The following is a 13,316-nucleotide window of genomic DNA, read 5'->3' as shown; positions in this document are numbered from 1 at the left end:
CATTTACTAAAGGATTTTATTTCTCTTTAGCGAAATACATAACTATGAGAAATGAAAGGGTGAAAAGGATGAACAAAATAGGTATAACAGCAAGAGACTTATTTCACTTGAAATCAGTAACCGATCCAAAGCTATCACCGGATGGCAGCATGGCGGTTTATGTCCAAACCAGAATAGATGAAAAAACGGAAAAATACATTTCCAATCTGTTTATGTTCAGCCTGATTACGAATGAAACAAAGCAATGGACGTTTGGGGATAATCGTGATACATCACCAGCCTGGTCCCCCGACGGCAAGCATATCGCCTTTATATCAGATAGATCAGGAAAAAAACAAGTCCACATTATCGGGAGCATTGGCGGCGAAGCTCGCCAGCTCACCCATTTCGTTAACGGCGCATCAAAGCCTATTTGGTCCCCTTGTTCCACCAAGTTACTGCTTTCTACCGGGTTAAAGGAAGGCGAAAACCTTAATACGGTCAAGGAAAATGATCTATCCAAAGAAGTTAATAGGTATGACCGGATCAAGTATAAATGGGATGGGAGAGGCTATTTTGATCAGTTGTATCAGCAGCTTGTAATAGCGGACATTTTTAAGGGAGAATTCACATTGCTGACGGAAAACAATATTGATCATCTTCCGAATGCGTGGTCTCCAGACGGACAGCGTATTGCATTCATAAGCGGGGATGCAGAAAGAAGTGATGATGAACTTTTTTCAGATATTTTCATCATGGATCTTGATACGAAATCTTTAGAGAAAATTACGGATAGTACAGGTTTCTTTAGAGATCCTAAATGGTCTCCAAATGGCGAATATCTATCTTTCATTGGCCATAATAAAGAATTTGCCGGTGCCACCTTTTCAAATATCTGGTTATATTCCATCATGGACCAAACGACTCAGTGTTTGACCGACGGATGGGACGTGCAAATTGGAGATTCCGCAATAGGGGATTTCCAAATCGGAGCCGTCGACCCAGGTATTTTGTGGACAAACGATAGTCAAGGTTTTTACTTTTTAATAAGTGATTATGGAAATACCGGAGTATATTATGGTTCCATTGAAGGAGCTATGTATCCATCAATCCTTGACCCGCAGCATATATACGGCCTGACTATAGACCCCGAAAGCCACCGTGCTGTCGTGGCCATCAGTACACCTGTTCATCCTGGCGATCTCTTTGCATATAACCTTACCAATGGTGATAAGGAACAAATCAGTTTTGTTAATGAGGTTTTTTTGAAGGATAAACATTTGTCCATGGCTGAACCCATTACTTTTCCATCAGTCGATGGGCTTACCATTCACGGCTGGATCATGAGACCGAACGGTTTTAATGGTAGTCAAAAATATCCGCTCATTTTAGAAATCCACGGCGGACCGCATATGATGTATGCTAATACCTATGTTCATGAATTCCAGACCTTGGCTAATGAAGGGTATACTGTATTGTTCACTAACCCGCGCGGGAGTGTAGGATATGGCCAAGACTTCGTAAACGCCTGCCGTGGCGACTATGGAGGCATGGATTATAAGGACTTAATGGCTGGAGTCGATCACGTTCTAGCTACGTATGATTTTATAGACGATGAAGATTTAGGGGTATCCGGAGGAAGTTATGGAGGATTCATGGTAAATTGGATCATCGGACATACCAACCGCTTTAAGGCGGCTGTGTCTCAGCGTTGTATCAGTAACTGGCTAAGTTTTTATGGGGTCAGCGACATTGGCTATTATTTTACAGAGTGGGAAGTTGGCGGCGATATCATTAACTCTGCTGAAAAACTATGGCAGCACTCTCCATTAAAATATGTTTCCAATGTGGATACCCCTTTACTTTTACTTCACGGAGAAAAGGACTTCCGCTGTCCCATTGAACAGAGCGAGCAATTTTTTGTCGCTTTAAAACGGCAAAATAAAGAAGCCGTACTTGTTTCATTCCCAAATGAAACTCATGAGGTATCGCGAAGCGGATCTCCAAAAATGCGCCTGCAACATGTTGAGGAAATCAAGGGCTGGTTCAATAAGTATCTTTAAAAACCAAAACTCTGTTAGCAATAGCTAACAGAGTTTTGGTTTTTAGTGCTGAATTTGATCTCTGTCTTCGGAAATTGAACTTAAAGCATCTCCCGCCATTGAATTTGTCTGTTGGTGTACAGCAAGATCACCTAATGCAACGACACCGACCAGCTTTTCATTCTCAATGATAGGGAGCCTTCTGATTTGTTCGGTAGCCATTAACTCCTCAGCTTCCTCCACTGACATATCAGGCGTACCTGTTACAAGATTAGTGGAAATGACATCGGTAATTCTAGTCGAGTTCGGCTTTTTCTCGGCAACACAGCGAATGACGATATCCCTGTCTGTAATGACACCGATTAGATGGTTATTCTCCAATACAGGAATGACACCAACATCATCATTCTTCATTTTGACTGCTGCTTCATATATATTATCTTCCGCAGTGCAACAGTCAACGTCTGTTGTCATGATATCTCTTAAATTAGTCACGGAAATCCCTCCATTTTTCATAAGTTGCTTGTTTATTTTTGACTTCTGTAGAGAAATTATTCATTAAATACGGTCACCCTTCATTCCACATATTTCCCATGATCCGGTTTAGCTAATGAATCGAATTCCTTTGCAAGCTTCGCTAAACCCATTTCCAGTTCCTTCCCTTCAACAGGATACCCGTGCCCCGTTATGGCAACAGCGGGCTTCAGACTTTCCAATAGACGTACCGATTCTTTGGCTGCCCCCCAATCGGTTGTTAAATACCGCGGCGGTCCTGCTATTTCTTTCTCCTGAGTGATAACCTTGTATAGGAAATCTTGCCTGACATTCACAAAAGCATCTCCAACAATCAAACTTCGGTCACTTTCACGGAAAAGTGAAATATGTCCTTTCGAATGGCCTGGGGTGTGAACCCATCTCCAATCACGAAGCCCGGGAACACTATGATCATCAGGCAATGGCTGAACTTTTTCATCAAGGTTGATTCCCTCATTCGGAAATATCGATGAGATTTTGGCGACCATCCCCCCTTCAACAGTTGGATCCGGTTCGGGATAATTTTCCTGTCCCGTTAAATAAGGCATTTCTTTAATGTGGGCATAAACAGGAGCCTCCCAGTACTCCATTAACTCAATCAGTGCACCAACGTGATCGAAATGTCCATGTGTCAAAATAATTGCAGCAGGTGGTTTTTGCGGTCCGTATATTTCTTCAGCAGTATTCTTTATTGCCTCTGCTGAACGCGGCATCCCTGCATCAATCAATACCCATTTATCATCTTTTGGTGACCCTACAAAAATTACATTAACGATTTGGACGGACAGACAATATATATCCTCATTTATTATCTGTACATCTCCACTGGAAATTGAAGTCATTGGCATGAATTTTTCATTCAAATGATTATCATCCATTTATAATCCTCCCATTTTGAACATACTGTTTTTTAAAGGATACCCTGTACGAGAAAATAAAAAACAACCTATAATTTATATAGGCTGTTCAGACTGCAGGCAAATTCGAAAGCGAGCCTACAATTTTTTTGAAAAGATGGAGTTGATTACAGAAATCCGCTCCCTTTCCGCCGACTGTCTGCCAAGCCTCCTCGACGCTAGCGTCTGTGGGGTCTCGGCTAGCCAGTTATTCGGCTGGAGTGTCGCAAATTTCTTCCATCCATTGAGGGTTTCAGTTCATATAAAGTAAAATTTCATGTGGATAATCAGGTCTTGTTTTAAAATCAATGTAATCATTCCGTTGATAAAATCACGACCATTCCGAACACCAATAGATTGACCAACTCGAAAGCGAGTTTGCCTGCAGTTTTTATTTATAAAATTGCAGTTGACTTCAAAAATCCTCCCTTTCCGCCGACTGTCTGCCAAGCGTCCTCGACGCTAGCGTCTGTGGGGTCTCGGCTAGCCAGTTATTCGGCTGGAGTGTCGTAAATTCCCCCCATCCATTGAGGGTTTCAGTTCATATAAAGTAGAATTTCATGTGGATAATCAGGTCTTGTTTTAAAAGCGACACTTCCGAACCAATTATGTCAACAAACTGAAACAACTTATAATTTCTATAGGCTGTTTCTCAGTATACATCCCTCCGGGTAAATACTGTAAAAGATACAATTAAAGCAAGCGCCCACCAAACGAGCAGAGTAATGACGGAGGATAATAAAGTCATCCCTTCTATTGGCGGAGCCGTTCCGCTAATATAAGCGGTCAATTTCAAATTCACCATAAAGAAATATTTCGCTGATTCCCATGATGAAACCATATTGTTCAATATAGCTCCGGAAATCAATGCAGCCAGCATGATGCCCATGCCTGCAGGGGTGCTTCTCACCAGTACCGAAAGCATGAAAGAAAGGGTCCCTACCACAACCGCCACCAGCCAGACAAGTCCCAAATCCATCAATAGGAATTTCCATTGTTCAACTAGCCTTACTTGACTGACATCCACGTCAGCACCCTTCAATTCAAATCCGGTTATTACAGGGGCACCCCAACCTTGATATCCGAAAACGATACCCGATAATAGGTAAGACAATAAGGCTGTCACCGCCACGATAATCGAAACCGATAATAATAATGTTACATATTTGCTCAATAAGATTTTCCAGCGCTCCACTGGCCGTGTCAGCAAAAGCTTGATTGTCCCTTGACTATTTTCGGAAGAAACCATATCACTAGCCACAATCATGATTAACAGCGGAATGAACAAATCGATTGCATTTTCCAAAAACATGCGTGTAAAAGTGGCTGCGCCTGGTTCTGAGGGATTGATATCATGATCGAGATAATATTGCTGCTGCTTCAGACTAACTTGCAGCTGTTCACGCCACTCATCGAGCATCCTATTGGAGCCCAATCGATTTTGAGTATCAATGATTTGCTGCTGAAGAGCTGCACGCCAATCATCCGTTCCCAACTTCTCCCGCTGCTCTTCCACTTGTTTGTATTGGGCATATGTAAACATCAGGACTAAAATTCCAACGATGAGACCGATTATGATTAACCGTTTCTTTGCCAGCAACTTCATCATTTCATTTTGGACCAAGTTATTCAATGCCCGCACCTCCCCCCGTAACTTGCAAAAACAATTCTTCCAATCCCGGGAGCTTTCGATTCATTTCATGCACCCTCACGCCAGCTTGGTTAAGAGCAGCATTCCATTCAGGTGTCTTAAGTTCATCATAGGCTGTAATGATATATTTTTGATCTAAGGTAATTTCGGTGAAGCTGCTAAGTATTTCCGCGCCCTTTTGAATAGGTTCCACCCGCCAAAATATCCGCTCCTGCGTGGATAATAAGCTCTCCACTGTATCCGTTTTAATAATTTCCCCACCTTTTATGATTGCGACCCGGTCACAAAGTTGCTGGATTTCACCTAATAAGTGTGAGGAAACCAGAACGCTCATACCTTCTTCTTCAGCCAACTTTCTGATGAATTGCCGCATTTCACGGATTCCGGCAGGATCTAGCCCGTTAGTCGGTTCATCCAAAATCAATAGTTTAGGGCTGTTCAGCATGGCCTGCGCGATTCCTAAACGCTGCCTCATTCCTAACGAATAGGTCTTCACTTTATCGTGAATTCTCGTTTGCAAACCGACGAGTTCAACAACCTCGTCCATTCTTGTTTCATCAACATCAGGTAACATTCTTGCAAAGTGGAGCAAATTATCCCACCCGCTCAAAAATGGATATAACTCTGGATTTTCGACGATGCAGCCCATTTGCTTCATAGCCTTCGTAAAGTGCTGACGAACATCATACCCGCATATATGGATGGAACCCGAGGTTGGCTTAATCAAACCGACCAACATGCGGATCGTCGTCGTCTTGCCTGCTCCATTCGGTCCTAAAAAGCCGAAAACTTCCCCTTCATTCAGCTCAAAATCAATTCCTTTAATAATTTCCCTTTTGCCAATCCTTTTTTTCAAGTCCCTGACAGACAATGTCACCTGTTTCATCGTTCCACATCCTCCCATTTTATTAAAGGAGCAACTCTATCAGCAATTAAACGATATCCCTTCTTATTGGGGTGAAATTTATCTGAATACAAATACTCATTTACCGACAATTGAAATAAATCAAAAGTTGGAACGAAAATTGCATTTTCATAAAGAGCCACGACTTCCGCCGTTTCATTATTCCAATCCCGTACGATTCGGTTCGTATCAAAGTCTTCATCCAAATCTATAAACGGATTATACAGCCCAAGCAACAAAATGGTAGCTGTATCATTGACTTTATTGATATCCTTAAAAATTTCATGTAAATTTCCCAAGAAACTCTTTTGTGATACAGTAATAGCTTCGCGATCATATTCAAGCAGGGTCTTGCCTTTTTGAAATAAATCGTTACCCCCGATTGTAACTAAAATAACATCAGCAGCCTGGATTTGGCGCTTCACTTCCGGTTGTCTCACTTGCTGTACCAATTCTTTAGACACTTGTCCATTAATTCCGAGGTTATGAATGATTGGTTTTCTATTGTATTCACTCTTTAAATCTTCAATAACAAGTCCAACGTAGCCTTTCCCTGTTTCATCACCTGTGCCGCGGGTCAATGAATCGCCTATCGCAACTACCGTAAAATCATCGGGAAAATCATTTTTTTTAATGGTGGTTTCTTCAATCACTTCCTTATCGGAAGTTCCCTTTCCATAATGGTCCGTAATCGCCCATCCAAGACAAAATAAAAAAAACAGGCCGATAAAAGCTGATGCGATGGTAATAACCAACACTTTTGGTTTGCTCAAAAACACTCACCCTTCCATTCATTCTCTATCTTCCATTAAATCATATTATTTCCAAAAATAAAAAACTGATTGTTTTGGTTAAAATTCCCATTACATAAAAGCATATCTTTTATTAACTTACCGCGGAAAGGGATTACAAAAAGGGTTCTTTCTAAATTTTAAACAAAGTTGATTGGGGCGGTGGTTCGAGACTTCTGAGGGAAAAGCGTGTCCAAGGGAGACCTGGCAGGCGAAAGTGCCACGGAAAGCGAGTGCCTTTCATTCCAATCAACGTGTAAATTATACAAACCCTTAAAATATTGTAGACAAATCCATTATCAGCGAGTTTGTCTACTGAGGGATTTTAATGAATCCTATTCTGCTTGATCATTTAGCCTGCTTTCTCTCAAATTTGTAAATAGAATAGAGAAAGACCTCTTCACCATGATAGGCAAAGAGGTCCCTCGCTTTATTTTCCATCATTTTTCTATTATACCTATGGGTTTCCCCATAACTTTTAATTTTTTTTCATAACTCATGAGCCATATTGTAAGCAGCATTCCGATCAGCGTGAGTAAACCATAAAATAAATAGACCGCATATATTCCTGATTTATCCAAGATTATTCCGCCGCTGAAGGTACTGAACCAGTTACCCAATCCATTGCCTATGGCGGAATAAAGCGTTATTGCCGTTACTGTAATACGTACAGGGACAACTTCCCTGATATATTGTAAAGCTGCGGGAATGAATAAGCCAAGTGAAAACCCTTGAATGATCGAAGACACATATACGGTAGCCAAACTCGGTTCGGTGAAGTACAAAACCCAGCGGACCAATGAGGCCGTTCCAGCCAATAAGGTAATTGGCAGCAGGCCTATCTTATGAATCCAGGTACCTGCGATTCTCATAAAGGGGATTTCCGATAATACAGCTAAAAGGAAGGCAATGCCAATTCCTGTATATGTCCCTCCCCTTGCCTCTACAAACAAACCGTAGTATACATTATTTGCAAGATTAGGACCAAAAAGCAAGAACGTTATAGCTAGAAAGATAAGGAATCGTTTCATGGTGATCAATTCTTTCATTCCGCCGAAAAGCTTCACCTTTTCCCCAGGCGGCTCTTCGGGCAAACGAAGAGCCAGACTAGCCGAGATCAAAAGACCGAAGAAAAAAGCATAAAATATCACGGAAGGACCCATGAAGGATTCAGATAATTTTCCCATTACAAAAACGGCCACACCGTAACCAAGTGATCCGAATAAACGGATTTTCCCATAATTCGATTTGATCTTCGTTGTATATTGAAGGGTGATGCTATCTGAAACAGGTATTATCGCACTTTGAAAAATAGCCAAAGCGACAGCAACGGATACTATAAGTAAATAATGATCGAACAGCAAGTAACCTAAACCGAGTACACCAGCAAGCAACGATGTCATTGCCAGTATTTTTGCCGGTCTCCCGCTCCAATCACAGACAATTCCCCAAAAAGGTTGAAAAACGATCATCACTATCGGTCCAACAGACATGATCGTACCGATTTCAATACCTGACAAACCTGCCTCATTGGCTAAATAAACGCTTAATAGCGGTGTTAAACTTCCTACTGCAAAAAATGAAAAAAGGTAAAAAACTTTCAAGCTAATGATATTGACTTGCTTTTGTTTTTCCAAATCCAGTTCCCCCATGCAGACATCTTATACAAAGTTGTTATTTTTTTCATAGCTTCCTATTAGGCTAAATAGGGAGCACAATATTAAAGACTGTACCTTTATTGACCTCGCTCTCGACAAAGACATTTCCGAAATGGCTTTCTATGATTTTAAAGCTGATCATTAAACCTAACCCATTACCAGATTTTTTCGTTGTGAAAAATGGTTCTCCCAGTCTCTTAAGCTGCTCTGGCGGAATCCCAATTCCTGTGTCGGTAATGGATATTTGCACTTTATCCTCTTTAATTTCAGTCATGACTTTTATGAACCCACCGTCAGGCATAGCTTCCATACCATTTTTAATGAAGTTCAATAAGACTTGTTTTAATCGATTCTCATCACAACGAACGAAGATCTCTTCGTCATTACAATCCGAAATCAGCGTGATGTTCTTCTTCCTGGCTTCAAACTCCGTCAAAGATACAACATTTTGAATGATTGGCACAAGATTCTTCATCTCCAAAATCAAGGCCTGTGGTTTGGCCAATTGTAGGAACTCTTCAACTATCTCATTCACACGATTGATTTCGTCCATGATTATTTCCAGATATTCTTGTTTATTTTCGTCCGTTTCATCCAATTGCAAAAATTCCGTATACCCTTTCATGGAGGTCAACGGATTGCGTATTTCATGTGCCACTCCAGCAGCAAGCTGACCGACAGCGGCTAATTTATCCTGCCGATGGAGCATCTCTTCCGATTGTTTACGCTCGGTTATGTCATATCTAATGGTTAAATACTGAAATGGTTTACCTTCTTCGCTGAAAAATGGAACAATTGTTGTGTCGACCCAATAAAAACTGCCATCTTTCGCCTTGTTTCTAATTTCACCTTTCCAAACTTTGCGTTCACGGACGGTCATCCACATTTTTTCAAAGAATTCCTTTGAGTGGTATCCAGAATTAACGATCTTATGGGTCTGGCCTATCAATTCACCTCTCCCATAACCAGAAACCTCCGAGAACTTTTCATTCACTTCGATAATGACTCCTTTATCATCGGTAATCGCCACAATCAAGGATTGGTTGATTGCATAATGCATATCTTCCAGTTCTTTAATTGACTCCTTTAAAGCACTTTCTGCTTTTTTACGACTGGAAATATCCGAACGGATGGAAATATATTGATATGGTTTACCCTTTTTCATAAAAGGAACGATAGTTGTATCCACCCAATATACATTACCATCTTTTGCCCGATTGCATATTTCACCATGCCATGTTTTCCCTTGGCTGATCGTTAGCCATAAGTCAGTGAAAAATTCTTTCGGATGATGACCAGAATTGATTATGGAATGATTTTTTCCTATTAGTTCATGTTTTTCATATTGAGATATTTCCAGGAATTTTTCGTTAACATATGTAATGATCCCATTTGCATCCGTGATGGCGACGATCGCCGATTGATCTAAAGCATAACGGATATCGCTTACAGTATTATCACTTTTTGCTAACCGCCGGCCCACGATCGTACTTGAAGCTATCAAGCTGGCAAGGATGAATAATGAAACGAAGCATGTAAGATAAAGCATAAATGGAGTGAGTGGAACAAATTCACCCGCTTCATTTTTCGCGTTCATCGGCAACACCCTTACAAAAAGATAATAGCCTTCAATGATTGCACCACTCATCAAAAGAGTACTGACTGGTTTTAGCGAAGATTGACTTAATTTATTAAAATGAAATAATATGGCAAGTGCTGCTACAAATAAAATAAAGATGCTGAAAAGCGTACTGAAGACCGATAATGGGTTAAAGTGCAAAGAGTGGTTTAATGAAGATGTTCCCATTATATAATTGGATAATATGGCCATCGTAAACATGAAACCGCAAAAAACGATTTGCAGGACTTGTGTTTTATACGAAATGGCCAATAACCCAACCCCTGCGAGAGCGATCGCTAATGCTAACGAAAAAATTATTGTAGAAAAGTTGTATGCTGCCATTCCTGAATTATCGAGGGTGAAAATAACAACAAAATTAAGCGTCCAAATCGCCACTCCCATAGAGCAGCTGCTCCCTATATACACAAGGCGTTTATATCTCTTTATCGTCAGTAATGTTGTCAGTAAATCCAACGCCGTATAACAAGCCATTATTATCAAAAGTACTGCAATCATAAAGAGAACAGGATTTGATGCTACAATTGATTGTTCCATTTTTTTACTGATCACCTCAAACGTTCTATTCTCCTATATTGTAAAGGAAATTCATAGTACCTCAAAGGTTTTTTATTTCCTTATTCCTATATATTTACACATCGATTCTTTCCGTGCACCCCATATCTCAAGAAAATGCAGGTTTCTTTCATAAATTCAATAAAATTAGAAATACTATTGTTTTGTATGGAGTAGAATAAGAATACATGGTAATGACAAGCATTAACAACCCTGTTTCTTCATTACAGGACGTTATCAATGATACCAATAATTATTCAGGAATATATGAACCAGAATGTTAATTTCTTTATTTAATTATACCTATAGGTTTATAATTAAATAGAACCTATATAGAGAGAAGGAGTGGGTGGCATGATTATGTCAGACCTGGCAGGTGCAAGTACAACAGAAATTATGCAAAAGAAGACCCAGCATAAAAAATTAACACTGAGACAAATTTTACAGAGAGGTCTATTAATTACAATCGGTGCGGTTTTGATGGCTGTCGGCCTCGAGATTTTTTTAGTGCCGAATAACGTAATCGACGGGGGCATAACGGGTATATCGATTATGTTATCTTACATCACTGGATGGAAGCTCGGAATCTTTCTTTTCATTTTGAATCTTCCTTTCTTTTTTATCGGTTATAAACAAATCGGCAAAACCTTCGCATTATCTACCCTTTATGGAATTTTAATCCTTTCCATAACCACTACATTGCTTCATCATGTACCAGCTTTCACTCAAGATATCCTCCTAGCGTCCGCTTTCGGCGGAATGATTCTTGGCATTGGTGTTGGAATGGTCATTCGATATGGCGGCTCTTTGGATGGTACAGAAATACTTGCTATACTCGCTAGCAAGAAGCTCCCTTTTTCCGTTGGGGAGATCGTCATGTTTTTTAATTTATTCATCCTTGGCAGTGCGGGCTTCGTATTCTCGTGGGATCGTGCCATGTATTCGATCATAGCTTACTTCGTGGCATATAAAACGATGGATATCGTCATCGCAGGTTTGGACGAATCCAAATTTGTCTGGATTATCAGTGATGAATTTAATGATATTGGTGATGCCATAATGAATCGCCTTGGACGGGGCGTAACCTTTTTAGCTGGTGAAGGTGCATATTCCGGTGATGATAAAAAAGTCATCTTTTGTGTAATAAACAGGCTTGAGGAAGCTAAACTTAAAGAGATAGTCAAAAGTTTCGATCCATCTGCATTTCTTGCTGTAGGGGATATCGCGGAAGTCCGAGGCGGTCGATTCAAGAAAAAAGATATCCACTAATCATTCATCTGCTTTTTGCTTCATCCAATTGGCAGAAAGATAAAAAAAGCTGAAGGGAATCCCCTTCAGCTTTTTTTATAGCCTTAATAGTTTCTTGGATTGTTAATTGCTTGAAGCATTCTGGTGCCGGGTTTCATCTCGCTGCTACATAACGGACAAACGTGTTCATCATTACTTGTAAAGTTATCGCGAATCCAACCTTTGCAATCTTCTGATGTACATTCCCACACCTTTGTTTCTTCAGGAATGATTTCTTCCGTATTATTTCTTCTATACATATATCTCACTCCTTAGAATTGAATTGACTCCGTCCTGCATAACAGATCACAAGCCATAAAGATAAAAGAAGAATAGATGGCGTTTAATCTAAATTGTGAGTAAATAACCATTCGCAAATCTAAGTATGATTATTGTTCTTTCAACCAAACTTTTTGAATGGTAAGAACTTGAGATTACGGCATGAATTTTTCATATCTCAGTTACCATTATATCATATATATCCTTTATATATTTGAGGAAAGATTCTAAAAAAGAAAGTATTCCCCAAAATGAAACACAGTCCCGGACTTACCCTTCAGATAATCGAGACTGTGCCTGTTTAAGAATCCATTCCATATGGTTCTTCCTGCTCGTTCGTTGAACATTTCAAATCGAAGCGAGCACGAGAGTAATTTTTAATGCCAAAACCTAAAACAATGAAAGCCCTGCCTCTCTCCCATCCATACGGTTCCTAGACCGTGCCTGCGAGAATCAGATAAAAGCTTGTAAGTACATGTTTATTAATTAAAACCGTCCGTAATTCCAATTGGGTAGATTAAATTCCAAAAGACAAATGGTACATAGAAGTAAGTTAATGAAGAACAGAAATGGATCGAGGAAAATACTTGGTGATAACATGTATTTCTTTTTTCTAAATATGTTTAACTTGTTTCTACTTCATCATGAAAATGATGAAAAATTATTTTATTAATAAAAATGTTACTTTAAATTACCCTCCAGTGCATTCTTTTCATAACACTGAAATTTAATAATATCATACATATCTTTATATGTAAAGCATTAATCCAAGATAAAAACACTCCGCCATCTTTCTTCTCAAAATAAAAATAAAGAGGCTATGATTCACCTCTTTTATTTAAACGCATTATACTCATTTTCAATTTTTGGGAGCTCCCTGATTTCTTCAACCAATTGACTTCCACACATTGGGCAATCATAGTTTTCCGAGGCAAAATCTTTTCTCATCCAACCATTGCAATCCGCTGATCCGCATGCATATACTATCGTATCTTCCATAACTATTTCTGGTTCCTCTGAATTCTTTTTACCAAAATACATGAGCAACCTCCTCTTTTTTATAAAGACTCTGATTAAAGGAGCGAAATTTCACCTTTTTAT

At 39.7% G+C, this 13,316-nt stretch carries 11 protein-coding genes; 2 read left to right on the top strand and 9 right to left on the bottom strand.

What is annotated here, in order from left to right:
* Positions 1–68: 68 nt before the first annotated feature.
* On the top strand, positions 69–2,042 hold the full coding sequence (locus AC1DIV_RS21595) for a S9 family peptidase (protein WP_340876611.1): 1,974 nt from the start codon (positions 69–71) through the stop codon (positions 2,040–2,042).
* A 42-nt stretch (positions 2,043–2,084) separates the two neighbouring features.
* Here AC1DIV_RS21595 and AC1DIV_RS21590 read toward each other — a convergent pair whose 3' ends face one another.
* From AC1DIV_RS21590 to AC1DIV_RS21560, 7 genes are all read right to left on the bottom strand, one after another.
* On the bottom strand, positions 2,085–2,516 hold the full coding sequence (locus AC1DIV_RS21590) for a CBS domain-containing protein (protein ID WP_105718815.1): 432 nt from the start codon (positions 2,514–2,516) through the stop codon (positions 2,085–2,087).
* Between the two features lie 80 nt (positions 2,517–2,596).
* Entirely contained in the window at positions 2,597–3,433 is an 837-nt protein-coding gene (locus tag AC1DIV_RS21585; RefSeq protein WP_340876612.1) for an MBL fold metallo-hydrolase, read from the bottom strand.
* Between the two features lie 670 nt (positions 3,434–4,103).
* Entirely contained in the window at positions 4,104–5,084 is a 981-nt protein-coding gene (locus AC1DIV_RS21580) for an ABC transporter permease (RefSeq protein WP_034307282.1), read from the bottom strand.
* Entirely contained in the window at positions 5,077–5,988 is a 912-nt protein-coding gene (locus AC1DIV_RS21575; protein WP_340876613.1) for an ABC transporter ATP-binding protein, read from the bottom strand. The genes AC1DIV_RS21580 and AC1DIV_RS21575 overlap by 8 nt, the downstream gene beginning before the upstream one ends.
* Positions 5,985–6,779, bottom strand: a complete 795-nt coding sequence (locus AC1DIV_RS21570) for an SGNH/GDSL hydrolase family protein (RefSeq protein WP_340876614.1) — start codon at positions 6,777–6,779, stop codon at positions 5,985–5,987. The genes AC1DIV_RS21575 and AC1DIV_RS21570 overlap by 4 nt, the downstream gene beginning before the upstream one ends.
* A 458-nt stretch (positions 6,780–7,237) precedes the next feature.
* A complete protein-coding gene (locus AC1DIV_RS21565) occupies positions 7,238–8,434 on the bottom strand; it encodes an MFS transporter (protein ID WP_323597299.1) in 1,197 nt (398 codons plus the stop codon).
* 64 nt (positions 8,435–8,498) lie between these two features.
* Positions 8,499–10,631: a PAS domain S-box protein gene (locus tag AC1DIV_RS21560; RefSeq protein WP_340876615.1), complete on the bottom strand. Its 2,133-nt coding sequence runs from the start codon at positions 10,629–10,631 to the stop codon at positions 8,499–8,501.
* A gap of 372 nt (positions 10,632–11,003) precedes the next feature.
* On the opposite strand from AC1DIV_RS21560, the gene AC1DIV_RS21555 reads away from it, so the two are divergent.
* Positions 11,004–11,918, top strand: coding sequence for a YitT family protein (locus AC1DIV_RS21555; RefSeq protein WP_226990376.1), 915 nt, complete (start codon positions 11,004–11,006; stop codon positions 11,916–11,918).
* 83 nt (positions 11,919–12,001) lie between these two features.
* On the opposite strand, the gene AC1DIV_RS21550 is transcribed toward AC1DIV_RS21555, so the two are convergent.
* Both AC1DIV_RS21550 and AC1DIV_RS21545 read right to left on the bottom strand, forming a co-directional pair.
* Positions 12,002–12,196 (bottom strand): cold-shock protein, encoded by a 195-nt coding sequence (locus AC1DIV_RS21550; RefSeq protein WP_034307294.1) that lies wholly within the window; start codon positions 12,194–12,196, stop codon positions 12,002–12,004.
* A gap of 853 nt (positions 12,197–13,049) precedes the next feature.
* Complete coding sequence (locus AC1DIV_RS21545; protein WP_034307297.1) at positions 13,050–13,256, bottom strand: cold-inducible protein YdjO-related protein; 207 nt, start codon at positions 13,254–13,256, stop codon at positions 13,050–13,052.
* Positions 13,257–13,316: the final 60 nt, after the last annotated feature.

The sequence above is a fragment of the Peribacillus sp. 05N428 genome, from assembly GCF_056397085.1.
Note: the sequence above shows the minus strand (reverse complement) of the source record. Positions and strands in the feature narration are given on the sequence as shown.

Excerpts from the sequence above, each read along its gene's own strand:
- AC1DIV_RS21595 (WP_340876611.1), top strand. The coding sequence starts at position 69 with ATGAACAAAATAGGTATAACAGCAAGAGACTTATTTCACTTGAAATCA.
- AC1DIV_RS21585 (WP_340876612.1), bottom strand. The coding sequence starts at position 3,433 with ATGGATGATAATCATTTGAATGAAAAATTCATGCCAATGACTTCAATT.
- AC1DIV_RS21575 (WP_340876613.1), bottom strand. The coding sequence starts at position 5,988 with ATGAAACAGGTGACATTGTCTGTCAGGGACTTGAAAAAAAGGATTGGC.
- AC1DIV_RS21560 (WP_340876615.1), bottom strand. The coding sequence starts at position 10,631 with ATGGAACAATCAATTGTAGCATCAAATCCTGTTCTCTTTATGATTGCA.
- AC1DIV_RS21555 (WP_226990376.1), top strand. The coding sequence starts at position 11,004 with ATGATTATGTCAGACCTGGCAGGTGCAAGTACAACAGAAATTATGCAA.
- AC1DIV_RS21550 (WP_034307294.1), bottom strand. The coding sequence starts at position 12,196 with ATGTATAGAAGAAATAATACGGAAGAAATCATTCCTGAAGAAACAAAG.
- AC1DIV_RS21545 (WP_034307297.1), bottom strand. The coding sequence starts at position 13,256 with ATGTATTTTGGTAAAAAGAATTCAGAGGAACCAGAAATAGTTATGGAA.